This is a genomic window from Gordonia sp. UBA5067, assembly GCF_002414845.1.
Classification (GTDB): domain Bacteria; phylum Actinomycetota; class Actinomycetes; order Mycobacteriales; family Mycobacteriaceae; genus Gordonia; species Gordonia defluvii.
On the sequence record NZ_DIAX01000010.1, the window covers coordinates 39,749 to 62,253 of the forward strand.

At 67.5% G+C, this 22,505-nt stretch carries 28 protein-coding genes and 1 riboswitch; of the genes, 8 read left to right on the plus strand and 20 right to left on the minus strand.

The annotated features are described in order from the left end of the window. Window positions 1-447: phosphomethylpyrimidine synthase ThiC (locus B4M62_RS01755; RefSeq protein ID WP_290704260.1), on the minus strand; the 447-nt coding region annotated here is incomplete at its 3' end. Beyond that, window positions 437-549: riboswitch (TPP riboswitch) on the minus strand. Its footprint overlaps the gene before it by 11 nt. A gap of 137 nt (window positions 550-686) precedes the next feature. On the opposite strand from B4M62_RS01755, the gene B4M62_RS01760 reads away from it, so the two are divergent. The 3 genes from B4M62_RS01760 to B4M62_RS01770 are packed head-to-tail and all read left to right on the plus strand — an operon-like array spanning window position 687 to window position 3,011. Next, complete coding sequence (locus B4M62_RS01760; protein WP_290704264.1) at window positions 687-1,061, plus strand: GNAT family N-acetyltransferase; 375 nt, start codon at window positions 687-689, stop codon at window positions 1,059-1,061. A gap of 54 nt (window positions 1,062-1,115) precedes the next feature. Beyond that, the gene (locus tag B4M62_RS01765) at window positions 1,116-1,874 is read left to right on the plus strand and encodes a siderophore-interacting protein (RefSeq protein ID WP_290704267.1); all 759 of its coding nucleotides are present in this window, start codon (window positions 1,116-1,118) and stop codon (window positions 1,872-1,874) included. A 36-nt stretch (window positions 1,875-1,910) separates the two neighbouring features. Further along, window positions 1,911-3,011, plus strand: coding sequence for an alpha/beta fold hydrolase (locus tag B4M62_RS01770; protein WP_290704270.1), 1,101 nt, complete (start codon window positions 1,911-1,913; stop codon window positions 3,009-3,011). Window positions 3,012-3,054: 43 nt separating this feature from the next. Here B4M62_RS01770 and B4M62_RS01775 read toward each other — a convergent pair whose 3' ends face one another. From B4M62_RS01775 to B4M62_RS01795, 5 genes are read right to left on the minus strand one after another with little or no spacing between them, the layout of a single operon-like run. Next, entirely contained in the window at window positions 3,055-3,837 is a 783-nt protein-coding gene (locus tag B4M62_RS01775) for an exodeoxyribonuclease III (protein ID WP_290704273.1), read from the minus strand. Between the two features lie 3 nt (window positions 3,838-3,840). Continuing rightward, window positions 3,841-4,320, minus strand: coding sequence for a barstar family protein (locus tag B4M62_RS01780; RefSeq protein WP_290704276.1), 480 nt, complete (start codon window positions 4,318-4,320; stop codon window positions 3,841-3,843). Continuing rightward, a complete protein-coding gene (locus B4M62_RS01785) occupies window positions 4,317-4,817 on the minus strand; it encodes a ribonuclease domain-containing protein (protein WP_290704279.1) in 501 nt (166 codons plus the stop codon). The genes B4M62_RS01780 and B4M62_RS01785 overlap by 4 nt, the downstream gene beginning before the upstream one ends. Window positions 4,818-4,828: 11 nt before the next feature. Next, entirely contained in the window at window positions 4,829-5,476 is a 648-nt protein-coding gene (locus tag B4M62_RS01790; protein WP_290704282.1) for a hypothetical protein, read from the minus strand. Window positions 5,477-5,479: 3 nt separating this feature from the next. Further along, window positions 5,480-6,097 (minus strand): peptide deformylase, encoded by a 618-nt coding sequence (locus tag B4M62_RS01795; protein WP_290704285.1) that lies wholly within the window; start codon window positions 6,095-6,097, stop codon window positions 5,480-5,482. A gap of 158 nt (window positions 6,098-6,255) precedes the next feature. Here B4M62_RS01795 and B4M62_RS01800 point away from each other — a divergent pair, with 158 nt between their 5' ends. From B4M62_RS01800 to B4M62_RS01815, 4 genes are read left to right on the plus strand one after another with little or no spacing between them, the layout of a single operon-like run. Continuing rightward, window positions 6,256-6,594 carry a DUF3263 domain-containing protein gene (locus tag B4M62_RS01800; protein ID WP_290704288.1) on the plus strand — a complete coding sequence of 113 codons (339 nt, stop codon included), beginning with the start codon at window positions 6,256-6,258 and terminating at the stop codon, window positions 6,592-6,594. Window positions 6,595-6,641: 47 nt separating this feature from the next. Continuing rightward, entirely contained in the window at window positions 6,642-7,136 is a 495-nt protein-coding gene (locus B4M62_RS01805) for a LytR C-terminal domain-containing protein (protein WP_290704290.1), read from the plus strand. Window positions 7,137-7,141: 5 nt separating this feature from the next. Next, window positions 7,142-7,831, plus strand: coding sequence for a superoxide dismutase family protein (locus tag B4M62_RS01810; protein ID WP_414651758.1), 690 nt, complete (start codon window positions 7,142-7,144; stop codon window positions 7,829-7,831). A gap of 8 nt (window positions 7,832-7,839) precedes the next feature. Beyond that, on the plus strand, window positions 7,840-9,786 hold the full coding sequence (locus B4M62_RS01815) for a hypothetical protein (RefSeq protein ID WP_290704296.1): 1,947 nt from the start codon (window positions 7,840-7,842) through the stop codon (window positions 9,784-9,786). Between the two features lie 3 nt (window positions 9,787-9,789). On the opposite strand, the gene B4M62_RS01820 is transcribed toward B4M62_RS01815, so the two are convergent. The 6 genes from B4M62_RS01820 to B4M62_RS01845 are packed head-to-tail and all read right to left on the minus strand — an operon-like array spanning window position 9,790 to window position 16,273. Next, a complete protein-coding gene (locus B4M62_RS01820; protein WP_290704299.1) occupies window positions 9,790-10,125 on the minus strand; it encodes a monovalent cation/H(+) antiporter subunit G in 336 nt (111 codons plus the stop codon). Further along, entirely contained in the window at window positions 10,122-10,394 is a 273-nt protein-coding gene (locus tag B4M62_RS01825) for a monovalent cation/H+ antiporter complex subunit F (protein WP_290704302.1), read from the minus strand. Before B4M62_RS01825 ends, B4M62_RS01820 begins: the two co-directional genes overlap by 4 nt. Further along, the gene (locus B4M62_RS01830) at window positions 10,391-11,101 is read right to left on the minus strand and encodes a Na+/H+ antiporter subunit E (RefSeq protein WP_290704305.1); all 711 of its coding nucleotides are present in this window, start codon (window positions 11,099-11,101) and stop codon (window positions 10,391-10,393) included. Before B4M62_RS01830 ends, B4M62_RS01825 begins: the two co-directional genes overlap by 4 nt. Next, window positions 11,101-12,777, minus strand: a complete 1,677-nt coding sequence (locus B4M62_RS01835; protein WP_290704309.1) for a Na+/H+ antiporter subunit D — start codon at window positions 12,775-12,777, stop codon at window positions 11,101-11,103. The genes B4M62_RS01830 and B4M62_RS01835 overlap by 1 nt, the downstream gene beginning before the upstream one ends. After that, the gene (locus B4M62_RS01840; protein WP_290704312.1) at window positions 12,774-13,436 is read right to left on the minus strand and encodes a Na(+)/H(+) antiporter subunit C; all 663 of its coding nucleotides are present in this window, start codon (window positions 13,434-13,436) and stop codon (window positions 12,774-12,776) included. Before B4M62_RS01840 ends, B4M62_RS01835 begins: the two co-directional genes overlap by 4 nt. Continuing rightward, the gene (locus tag B4M62_RS01845) at window positions 13,436-16,273 is read right to left on the minus strand and encodes a Na+/H+ antiporter subunit A (RefSeq protein WP_290704315.1); all 2,838 of its coding nucleotides are present in this window, start codon (window positions 16,271-16,273) and stop codon (window positions 13,436-13,438) included. Before B4M62_RS01845 ends, B4M62_RS01840 begins: the two co-directional genes overlap by 1 nt. A gap of 87 nt (window positions 16,274-16,360) precedes the next feature. On the opposite strand from B4M62_RS01845, the gene B4M62_RS01850 reads away from it, so the two are divergent. Then, the gene (locus B4M62_RS01850) at window positions 16,361-16,804 is read left to right on the plus strand and encodes a hypothetical protein (protein WP_290704318.1); all 444 of its coding nucleotides are present in this window, start codon (window positions 16,361-16,363) and stop codon (window positions 16,802-16,804) included. 4 nt (window positions 16,805-16,808) lie between these two features. Here the strand turns inward: B4M62_RS01850 and B4M62_RS01855 are convergent, their stop codons facing one another. The 8 genes from B4M62_RS01855 to B4M62_RS01890 form a co-directional block, all read right to left on the minus strand. Then, complete coding sequence (locus tag B4M62_RS01855; RefSeq protein WP_290704492.1) at window positions 16,809-17,069, minus strand: metal-sensitive transcriptional regulator; 261 nt, start codon at window positions 17,067-17,069, stop codon at window positions 16,809-16,811. Next, on the minus strand, window positions 17,069-17,473 hold the full coding sequence (locus tag B4M62_RS01860; protein ID WP_290704319.1) for a DUF302 domain-containing protein: 405 nt from the start codon (window positions 17,471-17,473) through the stop codon (window positions 17,069-17,071). Before B4M62_RS01860 ends, B4M62_RS01855 begins: the two co-directional genes overlap by 1 nt. 25 nt (window positions 17,474-17,498) lie before the next feature. Continuing rightward, window positions 17,499-18,308 (minus strand): CDP-alcohol phosphatidyltransferase family protein, encoded by an 810-nt coding sequence (locus B4M62_RS01865; protein ID WP_414651756.1) that lies wholly within the window; start codon window positions 18,306-18,308, stop codon window positions 17,499-17,501. Window positions 18,309-18,412: 104 nt separating this feature from the next. Then, complete coding sequence (locus tag B4M62_RS01870; protein ID WP_290704322.1) at window positions 18,413-19,126, minus strand: phosphatidylserine decarboxylase; 714 nt, start codon at window positions 19,124-19,126, stop codon at window positions 18,413-18,415. A gap of 2 nt (window positions 19,127-19,128) precedes the next feature. Then, a complete protein-coding gene (locus tag B4M62_RS01875; protein WP_290704325.1) occupies window positions 19,129-19,602 on the minus strand; it encodes an SRPBCC family protein in 474 nt (157 codons plus the stop codon). Between the two features lie 73 nt (window positions 19,603-19,675). Next, a complete protein-coding gene (locus B4M62_RS01880; RefSeq protein ID WP_290704328.1) occupies window positions 19,676-20,101 on the minus strand; it encodes a DUF350 domain-containing protein in 426 nt (141 codons plus the stop codon). Between the two features lie 4 nt (window positions 20,102-20,105). Next, window positions 20,106-21,236 carry an acyl-CoA dehydrogenase family protein gene (locus B4M62_RS01885; RefSeq protein ID WP_290704331.1) on the minus strand — a complete coding sequence of 377 codons (1,131 nt, stop codon included), beginning with the start codon at window positions 21,234-21,236 and terminating at the stop codon, window positions 20,106-20,108. A gap of 15 nt (window positions 21,237-21,251) precedes the next feature. Continuing rightward, on the minus strand, window positions 21,252-22,451 hold the full coding sequence (locus B4M62_RS01890; RefSeq protein ID WP_290704334.1) for an acyl-CoA dehydrogenase family protein: 1,200 nt from the start codon (window positions 22,449-22,451) through the stop codon (window positions 21,252-21,254). Window positions 22,452-22,505: the final 54 nt, after the last annotated feature.

The window sequence follows — 22,505 nt, forward strand, 5'->3', positions numbered from 1 at the left end:
GTTGGCGTTGATCTTGACCAGGAATTGCTTGCCGATGATCGTCGGTTCCAGTTCCGGATGACGATGATTCGCGGGGATGACGGCGCGCCCGCGGGCGACCTCGCTGCGGACCAGCTCGGCGTCGACACCTTCCCGCGCGGCGATGAACCGCATTTCGTCGGTAATGATTCCAGCGCGGGCCCAGGCGAGTTGGGTGGCGGCGCCATCGACCGGGTCCGGTCGGTCCCAGTCGTTGCGGGTTGGGGCGAGGCCGGCTTCGACGCTGATCGTCGCCGTCGTATCGGTGTAGGGCCCCGATGTGTCGTAGAGGTCCAGGTGCTCGCCATTGGTGAGGTGAACCCGGCGCTGCGGGATGCGCAGGTGTTCGACCGTCAGATAGTGCTTGGAGCTTCCCTCGATCGGGCCGGTGGTGACCGTGGCTGCCGTGTCGGCGGTGCGCGAACTCATGACTTCTCCCTACGCCGGCATTACCCGGACAGGTTCAGGCGGTCGGCGACCGCCCGTCGCCATCTCAGCCCTCGGTGCGTGAGAGCCCCCGCGTTTTATGGGGTTGTGTGCGGGAATCCCCGCATGACCAGCCTACGACAGTAACTGCCGGGTCTCAGCTTGATGGCGACTGTGTTGTCACAGGGGTCACTCCTGTCCCACGCTAGGTAATGTGAAGGGGGTCACATACGATTACTCCTATGAGGGACACAGATAGTACGGAGTCCGGCATGATGAAGCATCGGAAGAAGCCACCACAGGCGGCGGAGCAGATCCTGCAGCAGATCAGCCAGGTCACGCACAACCCGGACCGGGAGCGGTTCGAATTGTGGGTGGCGGGCGATCTTGTCGGCGTACTCGGTTACCACGCCGAGCACGCGGTCGACGGCGATGTCGTCACGGTGCTGCACACGGTCTTGTACGACGAGTACACCGGCCACGGGCTGGCAACGCGCCTCACGCGGTCGGCCGTCGACTACATCAAGCAGACGGGGGCCCGGTTGCGACCGGTGTGCACGTTCACCCGGCACTACCTCGAGACCCATCCCGGGCAGGTTCGCCTCGCGGCTGTGTGACGGCGTCGGTGACGGGATTCCATCAGTCGAATTAGGTTATGATAACCTATCATCATGACGTCGATGGTTGCCCAAGTTCCATCCCGTGGATGGCAGGGCGCGGTACTCAAACTGCTGCGCGCCGACGACTTTCTGTTGACCGTGGCCGGTGTTGAGAGCATCACCGACCACTACGTGCGCGTGCACTTTGCCGATGGCGGACTACTGGCCCGCACGGCACTGCACCCGACGATGTGGATTCGGCTGTGGTTTGAGCGGGACGGCAGGCTGCATCAACGCGGGTACACCGTGGTCGATCCCGATCCGGCGACCGGAACCTTCTTCGTCGAGTTCGCCATCCACGACGGTGCGGCGGCCCGCTGGGCGCAGACCACGTTTGTCGGCGACGAAATTCCGGCGACTGTCATGGGTTCGAACTATGCATTGCCCGAGCCGTCGCCCGACGGGTGGCTGATCGTCGGTGACGCGGCGGCGTTGCCGGCGGTCAACTCGTTGCTCGACGCCATCGAGGCGTCGGAGTCGCCGGATGTGCCGATCACCATCTGGATGGAGTACCAGCACGAGGACGAGTTCACGCTTCCGCTGCGGGTCCGCGAACATCACCGGGTTGAGTGGCTGTCGCGCACCGGGACTGGGTCGACGATGGTGGATGCGGTGCGTGCGGCCGCGTTCAACGCCACCGGTTATCACGCGTGGGTCGCGGCGGAGGCGGGGTCGACCCGGAAGGTCGCCGGCCTGTTCCGCCAGGAGTTCGGTCTTCCCCGCGCCGCGGTGACGTCGCGCGCCTACTGGGCCGTCGGTCGGCCGAGGTGATCGCCACCTGAACTGACCCATCGGTAAGATGGGGCGATGGTCGATCTATCTGCTGCGGGCCGGGGCCTGCGCAACCTTTGGGCCCTGTCGCTGGGCGGCGGCATCGCTCCGCGCCACCGCACCGACAGCATCGCCATCGCCACCGGCGACCATCGCACTGTGCGCCGGTATGCCGACGACGACCAGGTGCGTGCTGCGCGCGAGGCCGGACGGATGCCGGTCCTGCTGGTACCGCCGATTGCCGCACCGGCGAGTTGCTATGACCTCTCGGCCGACCACTCGGTGGTCGCGCACCTGCGCGACTCCGGCCGCGTTCCCTATGTCCTCGACTTCGGTGCAATCTCCTATGCCGATCGCGCGATGGGGTTCGGCGATTTCATCACCGACATCATTCCCGAGGCGATCGGTCGCGTCCTGGATGACTACCGGGCCCCACAGGTCGACCTGTACGGCTGGAGCCTGGGCGGCACCCTGTCTCTGCTGACCACCGCCGCGCAACCGGTGCAGACGCGGCGGGTCCGAAGTGTCGTCACCGTCGCGACTCCGCTGGACTACAACCAACTGCCGGGCTATCCGCTGGCGCGTGCGCTCACCAAGCCGACCGGCGGAATGGCGCCGACGGTTCTGTTGCGACTGCTCGGCGGGGTCCCGGCCCCGCTGGTCCAGGTCGCCTATCGAGCGACGTCCTGGGACCGAGAGGCCAAGAAGCCCTGGTTCATTGCGACTCACCTCGGGGAGACCGAAACGCTGAGACGGATGGAAACGATCGATCGTTTCCAACGCGACTTCCCCGGGTACCCGGGCCGGCTTGTCGAGCAGATGTGGGAGTGCTTTATCTACCGCGACGAACTCGTGGGCGGGGTGCTGGACTTCGACGGCCACACCGTGGACTTGGCCGATATCGATGTCCCCGTGCAACTGTTCGGCAGTCATCGGGACGCGCTGTGCACATGGGGCGCCGCACGACACGGCGTGGACCTCCTGAGCCGATCACCCCATCTGCAGTTCACCACCGTCGAATCCAGTCATCTCGGGCTGCTCGCCGGTCCCGACGCGGCAATCCACACGTGGCCCGCGATCGACGACTTTCTGGCCGGCGTCGACACGCTCGTCACCGGGGCCGTCGCGCCCACCTGAGGCGCGGACGCGGTGTTCGGGCCGCTTCTCAATGCAGGTCGAGTCAATGCAGGTCGAGCACCACCGGGGCGTGGTCGCTCGCCCCGGGGAGCTTGCGGGCCGACTTGTCGACACTGGCCCCGAAGACCCGGTCGTTCAGCGCGGGTGAGCAGAGCACGAAGTCGATGCGCATGCCCTCGTTGCGGGGGAATCGCAGCTGCTGATAGTCCCAGAAGGTGTAGGTTCTCGCCGTCTCGAGGTAGGGGGCGGCCGCATCGGCGTAGCCGGTGTCGGCGAATGAGGCGAACGCCGCCCGCTCTTCGTCGGTGACGTGCGTCTTGCCGGTGAACGCCGCAGGATCCCACACATCGTCGTCGGTGGGCGCGACGTTCCAGTCCCCGGCGAGTGCGATCTGTGCGGCCGGGTCGTGCGCCAGCCAGAGTGCGGCGCGATCGCGCAAGGCCGCGAGCCAGTCGAGTTTGTAGGCGAAGTGCGGGTCGCCCTGCGCTCGGCCGTTGGGGACATACAAGCTCCACACCCGCACCCCGTCGCACAGCGCGGAGAGTGCGCGAGCCTCGGTCGTACCGTCGTACGCTGGCTGGCCCTCGAAGCCATATTCCACGGAGTCGAGTCCGACGCGTGAGGCGATCGCGACGCCGTTGTAGCCCCCGGACCCGGTGAACGCGACGTCGTACCCGGCGGCGAGGAAGCTCATCACCGGAAATCCGTCATCGGTGCACTTGGTCTCCTGAATTGCGAGCACGTCGATATCGGATTGCTGCGCCCAGGCAACAACCGACTCCGACCGCGCGCGGATCGAGTTGACATTCCAGGAGGCCAGACGCATGGGCTATCGCACCGTCACCACATCGGCACCGGCCGCGGTCCATGCCTGAACGGTGGGTGCGACTGTTGCCCGCGGCGCGAGCAGCAGCACCCCGAACTGGCGGGCAGGTGCGTACTCGCCGGCGTAGAAGGAGATCGAGTCGATGAACCACGACAGTTCCCCGGGGGACTGGTCCAGCAGTGCGGCGGGGTCGACGATCTCGGTGAGGTATCCGCGCTTGGCAGCGGGAAGATCACCCATGCAATCGTCGAAGGCGTCCTTGTTCATACCGAAATGCGCGGGGAAGTCCCAGGCCGCGGCGATCGTGCGGTACAGCCCGGGCAGGGTGCGGGCCGTGTGGGCGTCAATGCGCCGCGCGGCGACCCCGACCAGCGCAGTGCGCGGCGTCCGGGCCGGCGCGCCGACGGTGCGCAGCGCGATGGGCGAACCGCCCGTTGCGGTCGCGGCCAGGAAGTCGTCGACGGTGGCGTGGGTAGTGCTCACTGCTGGGGCCCCCGGATCTGGTGGAACGAGCGGTAGTGGTCGAGGGTGTACCAGGCCGCCCCGTCGGCGCCGGTGATGATGCGCTCCGCGTCGCGGCTGCGCCCCGGTGCCTTGGGGTTGACGTCCCACTCCTGGTAGCGGGCCCGTGCCCCAGCCGAATCGGTCCGGGGAAGTCGGCCCTCGTTGTTACGGAAGGTGCGCCCGCCCAGCGTGCCCGGGGCGTTCGCTGCCGCGGGCCACTGCCCGGCGTCGACGAGGGACAGGGTGTGCACGACCCGGTCCGGAACGGTGGCCTTGTGAGCGGGCCCCCGATGGACAGCGCCATTTCCGGTGTTCGGGTGCTGCTGGACCGCGGCCGGGCCGCCGCGGACAGCGCTGCCCGGCGAGTCGGCACCGCTGCCGAACCCGCCGAGAAGCCAGATGAGGCCGACGACGAGGACGGTGGCCGCGACGCCGAGGGCCAACCAGGTCGCGGCAGCAGGGATTGAGGAGCGCATCGGGGTTGAGTTTAAGGCCCCAACTGCCGGTAGGTCACCCGGTGGTGCAGTGCGTACCCGTCGGCGCGCAGCGCGGTGCCCCGCGGCACATCGTCGGCGGAAACCGTGACAATGGTGGACTCGGTGCCGTCGCCGGCCACCCGTACCAGCCGGTGGAACTCGCCGCCGACGGCAACACCGATCGCGGCCCCGGCGACGAGGCGCTCGGGGAGTTCGATGATGGGCGGCAATCCGCGTGGTGCGAACCACTGCTGGAGCGCGGATTCGGTGGCCGCGTCGAGGCGGGCGCCGAGCCGCGCGGGGACCGCGGTGCTCACCGGGTGGGGATCGTCCGGCGGAATACCGAGTCGCACCCGCCAACCGGCGATCTCGCCGGTTTCGACGGCCTCGACAGCACGCAGGGCGACATCGCGGATCTCGCGGTTGCGGACCGCGCGATAGGGCAGGAGGCGCACCGCCGACACGAGCTCGGCGGGGATGCGCACCCTGTCGTCCGAGGCCACCGCGGCCGGGGCCGCGCGAGTCAGGATCAACGGGTCGCCGGCATCGAGGATGACTCCGGTGACGTCGGACAGGGTGGCCCCGTCCGCTCCCCGCCAGTCGCCGGGCGCGCCGGGGCCCAGTCGATACCGCACCACGACCCGGTCGCCGATGAACATGGGTCAGTCGGCGTCGTCGTGGTCGTCGTGCCCGAACGGGTCGGCGACCTCGCCGGGCATCCAGGTCAGCCCCGGGATGCCCCAACCGTTCTTCTTGATGGTCTTCTTCGCCGCGCGGGCATTGCGGCCGACGAGGACATCGACGTACAGCAGCCCATCGAGGTGGCCGGTCTCGTGCTGAAGCATCCGGGCGAAGAAGCCCGTCCCCTCGAGTTCCACTTCCGCGCCCGTGCGGTCGACGCCGGTGACGCGCGCCCAGTCGGCCCGGCCGGTGGGGAATTGTTCGCCCGGCACCGACAGGCAACCTTCGTCATTGTCGTCGGGATCGGGCATCGTCTCGGGAATGTCCGAGGTCTCCAACACCGGGTTGATGACCTCGCCGCGGCGACGCGTCCCCGCCCGTGACTCGCCGGCGGGGCAGTCGAAGACGAACATGCGCTTACCGACACCGATCTGGTTCGCCGCGAGACCGACCCCGTTGGCCGCGTCCATGGTCGCGTACATGTCGTCGAGGAGCGCGATGTCTTCCGCGGTGGGTCTGCCGTTCTCGTCCAGGGGCACCAGGGTGGTCGGCTCGTGCAATACCGGTTCGCCGACGATGCAGATAGGAAGAATCGCCATGCCGAACAGATTACGCAGTTCGATTGGGACACCGGCAATCACGGCGCGTCACGGTGCGGATCCGTGGCGCCGCCGTGGTTAGATAACTACCGAGTCACACCGGCGGTAGCGGATGAGTCGGCATGTGACAGAAGATCGGGAAGCGTCGAGGGAGCGTAATGGACGGGGCGACTGCGCGAAGCCGGCAGAGCCACACGGCGGGGGCGGATCCCAATCTCGACCCGAACGAGGTCGGCGCCGATGGCCTGTCGCGCCGCGACCATGAGATTTTGTCGTTCGAACGCCAATGGTGGAAGTACGCCGGCGCGAAAGAAGACGCGATCAAAGAGCTCTTCAGCCTTTCCGCCACCCGGTATTACCAGGTGCTGAATGCGCTCGTCGACCGGCCTGAGGCGCTGGCTGCAGATCCGATGCTGGTCAAGAGGCTCCGCCGACTGCGCGCGTCTCGCCAGAAGGCTCGTGCCGCACGGCGCCTGGGCTTTGACCTCTCCCAGTAGCGCTGGACCCTGAGATCGATGCGGGCCCTGGGATAGACTCGGATTTGATGACAACCGAACGCGATACCAACCGTCTGCCGCTGCGTGCTGGAGCGATGCTGTTGCTTGCCGTGGCGATCGTCTTCTTCGGCCTTGGCGCCCACCGGCTCGCTACCGGGTCCACTAACCAGGCCGGGCCCGTCGCCGCGCCGAGCGCGCCACGTCCGAGTGGGGCCACGCCGCCGTCGGAGGCCGTCGCTGACACGTCGGTCGCCGCGTCGTCGACGAAAGTCTGCGTCGTCAACGCGGGCAGCGTTTCCGGCCTCGCCGGTTCGGTGACCGAGCAGCTGAAGACGAAGGGCTACAAGACGGCCGAGCCGGCCAACATGTTGTCGAGCACACTGAATGAGAACACGATCTTCTACCGGCCGGGAACCGAGGTCGCGGCCAAGCAAGTCGCCACCGATCTCGGCGGCGGGTACAGCGTCGAACCGCGCCCGTCGAACTCGTTGAAACTCCCGGCATGCGCCGATGGTGTGCTGGTCATCGCTATCACCGAATGAGAGGCATACCCGTGAACACCACCATTTTGCGTACTCACCGCAGGCCCGTCGCGGTCGTCGCGGCCGCTGCGGCGCTCGGCCTGGCTCTGGCCGGATGCAGCAACTCTGAAGAACCCTCGAACGTGAAGGGCACCAACCCCACCGTGGTCACCGGTGACCAGGGTGCGCCGGGCGGCGTTATCGAGCCCGGGCACGGGAGTGAGCAGAATGAGAGTCAGTCCGACCAGGCGACGGCCAAACTCATCGACGCCAAGCGGCAGCAAATCGGGACGGCGGTGTTCACCAAGTCCGGCAAGGGCGTCAAGGTCTTCGTCAACGTGGCGCGGGGCCTGACTCCCGGCTTCCATGGCATGCACATCCATTCCAACGGCGTCTGCAATCCCGATGGGGCCGAACCATTCGCCAGCGCCGGCGGCCACCTCCAGGTCGACGGGCACACCGGTCACCCGTCCAGCGGTGACCTCGTCTCGATCTACATCGACGACTCCGGTGCCGGCACCACCACGACTTCGTCCGAGGCTGTCACCCTCGCGCAGATCACCGGCAAAGCGCTGGTCATCCACGCTGGTGCTGACAACTTCGGCAACATTCCGGACCGCTACAGCGCCGACGGACGCCCCGGACCCGACGAGAAGACCCTCGCCACCGGCGACGCCGGCGGCCGCGCCGCCTGCGGCGTCATCGACGCCGGCTGAACCGCCAGATGGGGGAGACCGGCGCGGCGAATGCGCCCGGGCCATATGACGAAGAGCAACTGTTTGATCTGAAGGCGGCCCCGCGGCTGGTGCCCCAGACCTATCCGGGGGTATGGCCGCCGGACTCGGTCGTCGTCGCTGCGGACCGGATGTGGAAGGTTGTCGATCGTTATGGGTCGGCCCTGGCCTGGGCGCAGACTCCACCGGTCCGCCTGGGGGTGTGCCGGGTGCGCAGCGTGTTGGCCGCGGACCGGAAGGACTCCTCGGCGGTTCAGCTGAACCGGCTCGCCGAACGTGAGAAATGCGCGTCGATTGACGCTCGGGCGCCGGTGCTGGCCATCGGATCCAATGCTGCGCCCGCGCAATTGCGGCATAAGTTCCGCGACCGCCCCGAGACGCTGTTCGTACCGTCCATCCGGGCTCGGGTCCGTGGCGTGGCGGTGGGGTACACCCCGTTCGTCTCGCAGTTCGGCTATGTTCCGGCAACCGCCTATCCGGACCGCGACGCCGAGGCGGTGCTGGCGGTGCAGTTCCTCGACGACCGTCAGCTGGCCGAACTCGACGAGTCCGAGTCGCCGTACTACCGGCGCGTCTGGCTCGACGCGGCTCAGGGGGTCAGCGTTGCGCTTGAGACCGGCGAGGCGCTGGCGGGCGCCTACGCGTATGTGGCCGGCGGCGGGGTCCTCGCCGACCGTGCCGGCACGCCCATCCGGATGTGGCTGCCGGGCACCGACAGTGCTGCGCCGGAATCCGGGCTCAACCAGGCCGATCTAATGGCGTCGTTGCACGCCGACCCCGAGATCAACCCGCCGGCCGATGGCGCCCCAGGCGATCTCTCCGGCGCGGAGTTGACTGCGGCGATCGGGCGCTGCGGGCGACTGCGGCCCGACAACCCCTTTTTCGACCTGCCCGACGAGATGGGCAGCGTCCCCCGTCGATACGGTTCGATGTTGCCGGCCGGTGCGCCCGACGACGCGCGTGCGCCGGCCCCCGGCGAATTGGCCGGCGAGATGCTCGCCTGGGTCGGTGCAAGTCCCGATGGGATCGACCGTGGCGGAAAATCCGTCATCCGGCTGAGTCGCGACGACGCCGCCCGGCTGAACAATCCGAAGCTGGTGTCGATCCGTTCTGCCCAACTCGCCGCGCGGCACGGATCGGCCGCGCCGGCGGCACTGGCCGCGCTGCATCCCTACGACCCGGCCGATCCGGCCGAACCGGCCGACGGCCACGCCCAAATCGACCACGTCCTGCGGATGGGCTGCGGACTTGAGCGGGGCGACATCGTTGCGATCCGGCCGGCGCGCGTCGACCGGATTCGCTGGTTCGACTGGATGCTCGGGAAGCCGACCTACCTGACGATGCGGGTAACCCTGGCCGACCCTGCCTCGGCCGAGCGCGACATCGTGCTCATGTCGCGGTTGGCGATCGACATCCTCGGCGTCGAGGGGGGCGACTACGTCGTGATGGAGGGCGCCCCGGACGAGGATGGCGAGGTCCCGTCGGTCGTTCTCAAGGTGTTTGAGGTCCCCGCCGACGTCGAGGAAAACCGGCGCAGGGTCACCGGAGGTTCCTGGGGTGCGCGGTTCCCCGCAGCCACCGAAACCCTCGGTGTCAACCAGGATTTGCCGATGGCCTTCGTTGACGCGGAGTTGCGCTCCCGGCTCAACGTCAACGGTCAGACGCTCGGCACCGTCCGGGTGCGGCCCGGGCGCTTGCACCGCTTCTATGCCGAACTGCGGGAGATCCTGCTGGTGTTGGCGGTGGCGCTGCTCGGCGTCGTCACCGTTGTCGGCGACAAGTCCGTGCAGGTGAGCTTGATTCTCGCGCTGGTGGTCATGTCGACGGTGCTCGTCTTCGGCCGCATGCGCCGCCGGCTGTCGCACCGCTCGAAGTCCCGTCAGTTCGGCAAGAAGCGCCAGCTCCGCAAAGCGCGACGGAAAGACTCGGCGCGGTGACGGCTATTCGTCGCGGGTCGGGACCTCGGTGGGCGAGCGAGTGAGTCCGCTGTCGGCGCGCTGCTCCCGATAGGCCAGCTGTCCGACGCGCTGGGCGACGACCGGTGCGGTTATCAGCGCGAACAGACCCGCCAGAATCAGCATCCCGACGTCGACGTTGTGGCCGAGCCGCACCCCCGCGCCGGAGAACACCAGCAGGAGCCCGAAGGTCTGCGGTTTCGTCGCTGGGTGCATCCGCGAGAGGGTGTCCCGAAAGCGCAACACACCGATCGATGCGGTCAGGGCGACCGCTGCCCCGACGAGCACCAGGACGGTGCTGATGATCTCGACGGCACTCATTGGCGGTCGTCTCGAACGCGGAAACGGGCGACGGCGATCGACCCGATGAAGTTCACCAGGGCAATGGCGACGACGGCTGAGAGCACGGTGGAGTCGCCGCTGATTCCGGCCCACAGGGCCAGCGCGCACATCGTCAGTGCGATCGCCATGTCGAGCGCGACGAGCCGGTCCAGGGTGGTCGGGCCGCCCAAGACGCGTATCGATGTGAGGATCCCGGCCAGGATGAGCATCGATCCGGCGGCCAGCCAGAGTAGATCGAAGGTACTCATCGCGGCTCTCTTCCATCGGCGTCGCGCTGGGCGAGCACCCGGTTGTGGTACTCGTCGTCGATCCCGTGGTAGGGACTCGGGTGCCACTCGCTGTCGCGCTCAAAAGCATGGATGAAAGCCCGTTCGACAAAGGCGATCTGCTTATCGAATTGTGCGACCTTCTTCGGCGACGACAGGTCGAAAACGTGAATGTAGAGCAGCCGCCGGCGGTGGTCGATCTCGACCACGATAGTCCCCGGGACCAGGTTGATGTAGTTGATGGCCAGGGTCAGGACCATGTCGGACTTGATTGCGACGCGGCGCCGGACCACCGCGCCCAGCGGCGGCCGCGCCGGCCGGATCGCCGCCCAGGCGACCTGCATGGAGGAAAGGCAGAAGTCCACGATCAGGCGCAGAACCAGAAGGGTGATGGAGACGGGGTGGAGACGGCCCTCGATGGGGACGCGGGGCAACGGCAGCAGTGTCATGATGCCTAGCGCGACGGCGAGACCGGCAATGACGTTGGCCCAGGAAATCGTCCCCCACAGCAGGACCCAGACGAAGGTCAACCAGGATGCGGTCCACAACCGCACACCGACTTCGCGGACGTCGCCGCCGAGCCACCCCGGAACCGTGACATGGCCGGCGATCCAGACGAAGATCGTGCCGAACCCCCAGAACACGCCCAGCAGCGCCAGGCGCCAGGCGTTGGTCACTGCCGCGCGCATCACCGACCCCCTTCGTGGTGGCCGGACCGTTTCGTGTCGTCCGGGTAGCGGGCGCCGATGCCGGTCACCGCGTGGATATAGACCCGGGGATTGATGATGTCCGCTGCCGCGCGGTCGGCGTAGTTCATTATCGGTCCGGCCCAGACCGTCATTGCCAGGCCGACGGCAACCATGGCCGCGGTTGGGATCACCATGCCCGGCGGCATGGACCCGACGTCGTCGCGGTCGGAGTAGGCGATGTCGGTGCTCTCGTCCATCAGCGCGGACGGGCGTTCATCGGACAGGTTGCCCTCGGGTGCGTCGGCGCGCGCTCGCCAGAATGCCTTGGTCCAGATGCGGGCGACGACGTACAGCGTGAGCAGACTGGTGACCAGGCCGCCGACGACCAGCGTCCAGGCGAGCACCGATCCGTCGACGGAACCGGCCTGCAGTAGCGCAACCTTGCCGATGAACCCGGAGAACGGCGGGATCCCGCCCAGGTTGAGCGCAGGAATCAGGTAGAGGATCGCCAGCACCGGGCTGGCGATCAGTCCGCCGAGTCTTCGTAGCGATGCCGACCCGGCCTGACGTTCGATCAGACCCACGACGAGGAACAGGGTGGTCTGCACCAGAATGTGGTGCGCGACGTAGAAGATTGCCGCCGCCATGCCGATTTTCGACGATAGGGCGATGCCGAACACCATGTAGCCGATGTGGCTGACGAGGGTGAACGAGAGCAGGCGCTTGATGTCGGACTGGGCGATCGCGCCGGCGATACCCACGAGCATCGTCAGGAGGCCGGCGACCATGAGCACCGAGTCCATCGAACCGCCGGGGAACAGTAGGGTGTGGGCTCGGATGATCGCGTACACGCCGACTTTGGTCAGCAACCCGGCGAATACCGCGGTGACCGGGGCCGGGGCGGTCGGGTAGGAGTCGGGCAACCACGTCGACAGCGGGAATACGGCGGCCTTGATGCCGAACGCGACCAGTAACACCGCGTAGAGCGCATTGCGGGTGCCGTCGGGGACGGACCCGTCGTTGAGGCGCAGCGACATCTCGGCGAGGTTCAGCGTCCCCGTCGTCGCGTAGGCGAAAGCGATGCCGACGAGGAAGATCAGCGACGACGTCATCGAAACCATGACGTACATCGCGCCGGCGCGGACCCGATCGGCGCTGGCGCCGACGGTGAGCAGCACGTAGCTCGCGGTGAGCAGCACCTCGAATGACACATACAGGTTGAACAGGTCCCCGGCCAAGAAGGCGTTGCACACGCCCGCGCACAGGATCTGGTAGGTCGGCTGGAAGATCGAAACCGGTTGCGACTCGGTCCCGTCGCGCAGACCCTGTCCGATGGCGTACAGGATAACCGCGAGGAGCACGGTCCCCGAGACGACCAGCATCATCGCCGACAAATGGTCGACGACGAGGGTGATGCCCAATGGTCCGAGCCGCTTGCCGCGCGCACCATCGACGTCGGCGTCCCATCCGCCGATGGCAATGGCCTGCGTGCCGTGCTTGCTGACCCCGAACAGCATGAGTACCGACGAACCGAGGCTGAGACTGATGGCGAGGACGGTGACGACGCGCTGCAGTCGGGGACTGCGCGCGGCGACCAGCGTGATCGCCGCGCCCATGAGTGGCACCAGGGTTGGCATGACGATGAGGGCGGGGAACCACGAGATGGGCACGGTCATGCGTCGAACCCCTGTTCGTCGCGGCGGGTCGCACCGTCGGGCGTGCATTCGTCGTCATCCGGGCTCGGCAGCACGCAGAAGTCGTCTTCATCGGGGCTGTGCAGCTCGTCGACGACACTGTCGGCGTCACTCATGAGCAGGTCGGTTTCGATGATCGTACGGTGCAGTGCCTCGAACTGCTCGGGGGTGAGTGGGTGGCCCTCATCGTCGAACAGATCGCCCGCCGTCGTGTCGGCGAGGGTGAGGGGATCGTCACTGCGATCGCGGTCGCCGGCGGTGTCGAGCGATCCGGTGAGGATCTTGACGTCCTCGGGATCGTCGTCGACATCGTCGTCGTTGTCGCCCTCGTCACGATTGAGGACGAACAACCGGTAGACGAGGGCGAGCACGAAGGCGGCCACGCCCATCATGATGACGATGGCCGTCAGGATCATGGCCTGGGCCAGCGGGTCGGCGTCCACGGTTCGTCCGGCGGTCTCCTGGCCGCGAACAGGCGGGTTGCCGCTTCCACCGGCGATCACCAGGATGAGGACGTTGACCGCATTGCCCATGAGCATCAGCCCGAGCAGCATCTTGATCAGCGAACGATCCATCAACAGGTACGCGCCGCAGGCGACGATGCCGCCGAGGACGACGACCAGGGGCACGTTGACGCTCATCAGGCACCCGACTCGACGTCGAGGCGCGCCCCGAGGCTGCGCAGAATGTCCAGGACCAGCCCGACGACGATCAGGTAGATGCCCAAATCGAAGAACAGCGCCGTGACCACCTTCACCTCGCCCAACACGGGCAGGGTGAGCTCGACCATGGCCGACGAGAGGGCGGGGGCGCCGAGGAACAGGGATGTCACCGCAGTGCCCGCCGAAATCGCCAGGCCCGTGCCCAGGATGGTGCCGGCCTCGACCGGCAGTGCCTCGCCGAGTTCGTAGCGACCGCCGGCGAGGTAGCGCAGGACCAGGGCCAATCCCATCGTCAGGCCGCCGGCGAACCCGCCGCCCGGCGCGTTGTGGCCGGTGTAGAAGAAGAACACCGACAGCACGACCATCGTCGGGAAGACCAGTCGTGTGGTGGCCTCCAGGACGAGGGACCGGTGGCGGGGGTCGCGCAGATCGCTGCCGAGGAGCCAGGTCGTGCGGTCCGACGGGTGCGTGTCGCCGATGCTGGTCGCGTCGGCGACACGCGGCGCCGCCCCGAAGCGGCGATTGCGGAACACCATCGACGCGACGCCGGTTGCGGCGACGATGAGCACCGAGATCTCGCCGAGGGTGTCCCAGGCGCGGATGTCGACGAGGAGCACGTTGACCGCGTTGGCGCCGTGCCCGACGCGATAGGCGACATCGGGGATGATCTCGTGCAGCGGCCGAGAACTACGGGCCGCAGCGGCAAAGACCGACAGGACCGCTACGGAGGCGCCAACGGCGGTAGCGACCGTCACGCGAACGGCGCGGGTGGTGGGCGCGGCGCCCCGGGTGCGGGCTGGACTCTCGGCGGGCAGCTTGCGCAGCACGAGGACGAAAATCACCAGGGTCAGTGTCTCCACCAGTGCCTGGGTGAGCGCGAGGTCGGGTGCGCCGTGACGGGCGAACAGAACGACGCAGCCGTAGCCGTTGAGGCCGATCGCGATCACAGCGGCGAGGCGGTTGCGAAGGACGACGACCCCGATTGCCGCGGCGAGCATAAGGACCGATACGACACCTTGGGTGGCGGCATCAAACCCCTGGGGTTCGATCACCGAACGCGCACCGGCGAACAGCGCCGTCATCGGCACGACCACGGCGGTCACGAGGATCACGCCTTGCGTGATGGGCAGCGAGCCGCGTTGGGTGCTGCGGGTGACTGCCAGCGAGGCGGCGTCGACCGCGCGCAGCGCCGCGTCGTAGATCCGGTCGGCATTGACGACCGCCGGCCGGACGAACAGGTGGTCGCGCAGTGCGCGGACCACCAGGAACATACTGATGCCGCCGACCATGGCAACGGTTGAGAACAGCAGCGGCAACCCGAGGCCGTGCCACAGGCCGAGGTGTTCGATCGGGTGACCCCAGGTCGGCAGGGTGTCGGCGTATCGCTCGAACACCTTGCCGAGCAGGCCGGCAGAGAAGGCACTGCCGATGCCGGCCACGGCGAGAACAGCCGGGGGCAGCAGGAACATCGGCGCCGGGCGGAGGGCGCGGGTGACCGCGAGGCTCGGTCCGGGCCGCACCTTGCGCCCGAAGGCGCCCCACAGAAACCGCGTCGTATACGCCATGGTGATGATTGCGCCGGTCAGCAACACCAGATCGATACCGTGCGATTGCCACTCCGGCAGTGCGCCCGACGTCCAGATCGTCCCGAAGGCCGCCTCCTTCGCAACGAACCCGAAGGTGAACGGAAGCCCGGCCATGCTCGCCGCGGCAACCGCGGCGATTAGCGCGAGTACCGGCATCTTCTGGCCGAGACGGGCCAGTTTGCGCAGGTCTCGGGTGCCGGTCGAGTGGTCGATGATGCCGACGACCATGAATAGCGACGCCTTGAACATCGCGTGCGCCACCAGCATGGTGATCCCGGCCAGGGCCACGTTGGCGTCGCCGAAGCCGAGGAGGACCATCAAGAATCCGAGTTGCGAAACGGTGCCGAAGGCGAGGATCAGCTTGAGGTCGAGTTCGCGCAGGGATCGCCAACCGCCGATCAGCATCGTCAGTGCACCCAGGCCGAGGACCATGACCTGCCACACGGGCAGGGTCGCGAAGCCCGGGGCCAACCGTGCGACCAGGTAGACGCCGGCCTTGACCATCGCCGCCGCGTGCAGGTAGGCGCTGACCGGGGTGGGCGCGGCCATGGCCCCGGGAAGCCAGAAGTGCAGTGGCACGATGGCCGATTTGGACAAGGCGCCGATGAGGATCGCCGCGACTGCCAGATCGACGTAGACCGATGCCGCGGGTGGGTGGGCGACCAGGTCTGACAGCAGGTAGCTGCCGGTCTTGGTGCCCAGGGCGATGATCCCGCCGAGCATGGCCAGGCCACCCAGCGTGGTGACGAGCAGTGCCTGGGTGGCGGCGCGCCGAGAACTGGCGCGAATCCCATAGAAGCCCACCAGCAGGAACGACAGGATGGTGGTGGCCTCCCAGAAAACATAGAGGACCAGCATGTTGTCGGAGGTGACCAGGCCGAACATCGCCGCCGCGAAAGCGAGCATCTCGCCGCCGAAGACCGCAACGCGCGGGCGCATGGCGTCGAAATAGTTGGCGCAGTAGCAGAGGACGAGTGCGCCGATGCCCAGGATGAGCACGCCCAGGACGGCCGACAACGTGTCCAACCGCATTTCCAGCGTCATGTGCAGGCGCGGAATCCAGGTAACGGATTCGACCCGCGGTCCGTCGGTGGGCCAATGGGTGAGCAGCCAGACCAGCGCGGCGGTGGGCGCGAGCGCAATGACGTAGAAACCCTTGGGGCCCAGCCGCCACATTACGATCGGCGCGACGAGCGCGGCGAGCGAGAGTGCGAATAGGGTGGCTAACACTGGCGCTCCGGCGAGATCGGTCGACTTCGGTCTTCGGCGGGGTGTCACTTCGTGGTCACCCGTGGTTCTTACCCTACCGTTGCAGGTATGACGCGTTTTCCTTCAGGGTTGACCCGGCGCAGCGCGATCGCGCTGCTGGTCCTGCTGATTGCGGCGATCGCCGGGCTGGTCGGGGCCTGCAGCTCGTCGGAGTCGTCGGGGCCGACCGGTGACGTGACCCTGCCGTCGGATTTCCCGGCCAAAGCGGTCCCGCTGCTGGACGGACGGCTGATTGCGGCGACTGGAACGCGCGCCGACGGATGGTCGCTCACAGTCCAGGGCGGGTACGGCGGACCCAATGTGCTCGATGCCGCGGTGGACACCCTGATGAAGTCAGGTTTCACCGAGTCCAGCCGGACCGAGGAAGGCGGGACGCGCACAGTGATTCTGTCGGCCACGAAGGACCGGCAGACGTACTGGGTCACCGTGGGCAGTTCGCCGCGTGCCGCGGGCGGACCGAATTCGGTGTTCTACCAGGTCAATGTGAGTTGACGGTTTACGCCAGCGATAGGAACAGGCGCTCCAGCTTCTCTGGGTCGACGTTGTCGGGGCCCTCGGTGCGCATGCAGTGTTGCAGACCGGTGGCCACCAGTGCGTAGCCACTGCGGGCGATCGCCTTGTCGACGGCGGCGAGCTGGGTCAGGGCGTCTTCACATTCGGAGCCTTCTTCCAGCATGCGGATCACCGAGGCGAGATGTCCGTTGGCCCGGCGTAAGCGGGTCAGGATCGGCTTGAGTTCGTCGGCGGGGAGCTGCATCACGCACCGGCCCCGGTGACCAGGGAGTCGAGCATGTCGGTCAGTCGTGCGCGGGCGTCTGCTGCGATCGGGCCGAGTTCGGCGGCCCCGGTGAACTTTTCCATCGTGCCCGGGTCGAGGATCTCGATCCGGCTGCCCGCCTCGCCGTTGGCAGAGACGACGACGTTGCAGGGCATGATGACCGCGATGCGCGGGTCGGCCTGCAGTGCGGCGTGAGCGAACGAGGGCTGGCACGCCCCGAGGATGATCTTCGGTGCGACGTCGACGTCGAGCTTTTTCTTGAGGGTGGCCTTGATGTCGATCTCGGTGAGCACCCCGAAACCGGCGTCGGCGAGCCCGGCGCGGGTTCGGGTAACGGCCTCGTCGTAGGGGATGGGCAGGTCGGCGGCGATGGTGAATTCCATGCCACCACAATAACCCCCTGGGGGGTTATTTTCCAGTGGGTGGACGCCGCAGACCGAGTCGCGCCTGTGACTTCCGCAGGATGGGGCGCCGCTTGCTCGTCATCCGCCGGTGGCGGCGCCGCTCGGCGGGCAGAGTCTCCCAGTGTTCGGGGCGTGCTGCAACCCAGCGGTTGGCCCACCATGCGAACGGAATGTGCACGAGGTAGGCCGCGATGACGGCGACCATCAGCGCGTAGGGGTAGGTCACGAGCAAAGCCGCCGCGGCGGCGAAGATAACCAGGGCCGGCGCGAGGGCCGACCGGGAAAGCTTGGTTGTTGCCTTGAGGGACGAGGTCGGAATGCGGCTGATGGCCAGGAACGCGGCCAGCAGCGTCCATACGCCGACCGCGGGAAACGAGCTCCACCAACCGTCCCCCAGCCCCTGGTGGAGACCGACCGGACCCAGTGCGATGAGTGCCGCCGCGGGTGCCGGCACGCCGACGAAGAAGTCGCGGGTGTAGCCCGGCGCGTTCTCGTCGTCGGTCAGCGTGTTGAATCGTGCCAGCCGCAGGATGATCGCACAGCAATAGACCAGTGCAATGGCCCACCCGAGATCGTGGCCGCTCATTAATGTCGCGGACAGGATGAGCGCAGGCACGACGCCGAAGTTGATGGCATCGGCCAGCGAATCGAGTTCGGCGCCGATCTTGGAGGTGGCGTTCATCAATCGTGCGACACGGCCATCGATGCCGTCGAGGAGTGCCGCACCGACGACGAGGACCAAGGCGAGGTCGAGCCGGTTCACCGCCGCCAAGCGCACCGCGGTCAGCCCGGCGCAGACGGCGAGGATCGTCAAGGCCGACGGGATGATCATTAGCGCCGAGCGCGGCGGTCCGGCGGTCGGCGCGGCGGGGCCTCGGCGCGAGCGGCGCGTTGACCGGTGAACCCCCGCGACCCGCATCACAGCAGTACTGCCAGCGGAGTCTCGGCGCCGACGGTCCGCTGTCCGACGAGCACCGTCGGCGTCGTTCCGGCCGGGAGGTACACATCGACACGCGACCCGAAGCGGATCAGTCCATAGGTGTCGCCGATGGTCAGCTGCTGGCCGACGTTGGCGTCGTTGACAATCCGCCGTGCGATCAGGCCCGCAATCTGGACGACGCCGATTTGCGCGCCGGAGTCGGTGCGGATGGTCATCGAGGTCCGCTCATTGGCGCAGCTGGCCTCGGGCAGATCCGCGGAGAGGAATGCGCCCGGGGTGTGCTGCAGCGCGGTGACGGTGCCCGAAACCGGAACCCGCTGCACATGGACGTCGAAGACCGAGAGGAAGGTGGAGACGCGGGGCAACTCGACCGAGCCCAGGCCGAGCTCGACCGGCGGAACAGCGGTATCGACGAGCGCGACCTCGCCATCGGCGGCGGCGACCACGGTTCCAGGATGTGTCGGTGGGACGCGGCCGGGGTGGCGGAAGAACGCGGCGCACGCCGCCGACAGCGCCCAGGCCGGCCGTGCGATCCACTTGCGGCGCCGGGCCAGCACCGCGACGGCGGCGGGGGCCGCCACGAACGGGATACCCGCCGGATGCAGTGGCGGGATGGTCTGTTTGGCGAGCGTGGAAAGGTGTGCGAGTCCGGTTTCCGCGGGGGCGCCGGGGTGGTGCGGGCGGCGGGCCACGGCTACTTGGCCGCGGTTTCGGCGGCGCGTTTGATCTTGTCGAGGGAGTCGGCCATCCCGACGCGCAGCTCCGCCTCAAAATCGTGCCGCCCACCCATCAACATGTTCACCAGGGCGCTCGACACCGCGGTGGTTTGACCGCCGGGGGCCTCCCGGCGTTCGGTGAGTAGCACGCCGTCACCCTGCGGGGTGATCTGGTAGGACCACACGGTGTGGTTCTCGGCAACCCGCCAGGCGATTGTGTTGTTCTTCTCGTAACGGACGATCGTCGACTGCGTCGGCCACACCAGTGCGCCGCGGCGATTGATATTGATGGTGCGGGTGCCCACGCCCACCGGGTTGCCGCGGATGAACATCTTGCGGCACTGCGGGCTCCATTCGCCCATCCGGCGAAGGTCGGAGACAACGGCCCATACGGCTTCGGGGGTGGCGTCGATCGTCAACGATGCCTCGAGTAGTTCGGTCGCTTCAGCCATTGAGTCGTCTTTCGTCGCGCCATCGGTCAGTTCCGCCCGACGGATCAGTTGCGGGCCACCCTACTGCGCCCGCCTAGAGCACCGCACCCATGGATACCCCGAGGATGACGAACACGACGATGTTGACCCAGACCACGGCCGTGTTGCCGCCCAGGAGCAGTTCGCCGAGACGTCCGGGCGTCAACCAGTCGACGAGGACGAATGAGAAACACATCACCGCGATCGCCACCAGCGAATAGAGCGCGGCGAACAGCAGGCCCTGCCATCGCTGGTCGGCCATCATGCCGGCGCGCGCACCGGCCGCGTAGACGACGCCGAGGGAGATGAGAAACCCCGAGGTCAGGAGTACTGCGTTCGGGTGGTCTTCCCGCCACAGCAGAGTGCGCAGGTTGCCCGGTGTCACCACATCGAGTGCGACGTAGCCGACGATGAGAACCACGATTCCGAGCAGACCATAGGCGGCGATGTCGGCGAGGTTGTCAAAAAACAGACTCTTCATGCGCTCACCCTATCGACACCATGTCCCAGTCCGTGATCGAGTTGGCCAGGCGGGACAAATGCGCGTCGGCGTCGCCCAGGGTGTGGCCGATCGCGGTGAGCCGACTGACGTAGTGGCCGACGGGGTACTCCGCGGTCATGCCGATTCCACCGTGCATCTGGATCGCCTCCTGGCCGATCTGGCGGGCCGATCGGCAGATCTGGAGTTTGGCCCGTGATGCAACGATCTCGTCGGCGGTTCCCTCGGCCAGAGTTCCGGTCGCGTACGAGCTGAGGCTGCGGGCCAATTCGAGGAGCACATACATATCTGCGGCGCGGTGGGTGAGCGCTTCGAAGGTGGCCAGGGTCACGCCGAACTGTTTACGGGTCTTCAAGTACTCCACGGTCAGCTCCAGCGCCCGCTCCATGGCGCCGACCGCCTCGGCGCACAGCGCCGTCTGTGTGAGGATGTCGACGCGGCGCAGCGCTTCGCCGGCGCGATCACCCGACGCGAGCCGGGTCGCCGGCGCGGAGGCCAGGACAATCTGCGCGCCACGGCGACGATCGTGGGTGCGGAACGGGGTCCGCATGACCCCCGCTGCGCCGGCTTCGACGGCATACAGGCCGATGGTGCCGGCATCGTCGCGGGCCGAGACGATCAGCCGGTCTGCGCTATCACCGGCGAGCACTTCGGTCTTCGTGCCGGTCAGGGTTACGGCATCGCCGGAACCGGCTGCGGCGGTGGTGACTGCCGTGCTCGGCCACCGGTCGTTCTCCTCGGTGTTGGCGAACGCCATCAGCAGGTCGCCCCCCGCCAGTCCCTCGAGGAGTTCGGTGCGCAGGGGGCTTTCGTCGGTGTCGGCGAGGAGGGCGGCGGGGACGACGACGCCGTACAGGTAGGGCTCGGGTGCGAGGCTGCGGCCGATCTCGCCGAGCACCGCACCCAGTTCAACCGGGCCGGCGCCCATGCCGCCGTCGGCATCGTCGATGGTGAGGGCGAGGATGCCGATGTCGGCCAGCGACTTCCACACCGTCGGGTCCCAGCCGCGCTCGGTGTCGGTCACCGCGCGCAGCGTTTCAATGTCGTAAGTCTTGGTCAGCGCGTCGCGCACGGTGTCGCGCAGCATGCCCTGTTCTGCGTTGAGTTCGAAATCCATGGTGTCGAACGCTCCTTAGAGGCCGAGGACGGCTTTGTCGATGATCTGGCGCTGGACCTCGGAACTGCCGCTGTAGATCGAGACCTTGCGGTAGTTGAGGTAGGTGGGCACGGCTTGCTGCGCCCAGGGCGGGGCGGCGATGTCGGCGGTCCCGTTGGCCGCGGCCGGGTCGGGCGGCGCGACGGCGAGCGAGTTGGTTCCGGCGATATCGGCGAGGATCTCTGTCGCCGCCTGCTGAAGTTCGCTGCCACGCAACTTGAGCAGGCTCGACGCGGGGTTGGGCCGGCCATCGGCGGAGGAGGCGACAACGCGCAGCTGGGTGAGTTCGAGGGCGAGGAGTTCGTTCTCGAGTTCGGCGAGCCGCGCGGCGAACAGTGGTTCGTCGAGCAGGCTGCCACCGGCGGCCTTCGTCTGCCCGGCGAGCTTCTTGGCGCGCGCGAGCGCCATCTTGGTCTGGCCGACGCGGGCGACGCCGGTGCGCTCGTTGCCGAGGAGGAACTTCGCGTACGACCAGCCGGCGTTCTCCTCGCCAACGAGTTGATCGGCGGGTACCCGCACGTCGTTGAAGAAGACCTCGTTGACCTCGTAGCCGCCGTCGATCAGTTCGATCGGCCGCACGTCGATGCCGGGCGAGTTCATCTCGATGAGCAGGAAGCTGATACCGGCCTGTCGTTTGGGGGCGTCGGGGTTGGTGCGCACGAGGGCGAAGATCCAGTCGGCGTACTGCCCGAGCGTTGTCCACGTCTTCTGGCCGTTGACGACCCATTCGTCGCCGTCGCGGACGGCGCGCGTTTTCAGCGACGCGAGGTCGGAACCGGCTTCCGGCTCCGAGAAGCCCTGGCACCACCAGATGTCGCAGTTCGCGGTTGAGGGCAGGAAGCGTTCCTTCTGCGCCTGCGACCCGAACTCGGCGATGACCGGGCCGACCATGGCGGTATTGAACGGCAGCGGGTCGGGGACCGAGCAGAGCGCCAGTTCTTCGCGCCAGATGTGGTGCTGGATGGGACTCCAGTCCTGCCCGCCCCACTGGACCGGCCACTGCGGGACGCACAGGCCGCCCCCGTCCAGGATCCGCATCGTCGTCGCGATGTCGTCCGGGTAGCGAACCCGGCCGGCGGCAGCGCGCTCGCGGACGTCGGCGGGTATCTCGGTGGTGAAGAATCTGCGGATCTCATCGCGGAAGGCGACCTCGTCGGCGGAGAGTTTCAGCTGCATGGTTCCTTGATACCCCCGTTCGGTTGGCGAGTGGCCGGGAACCGTGCCGATCGT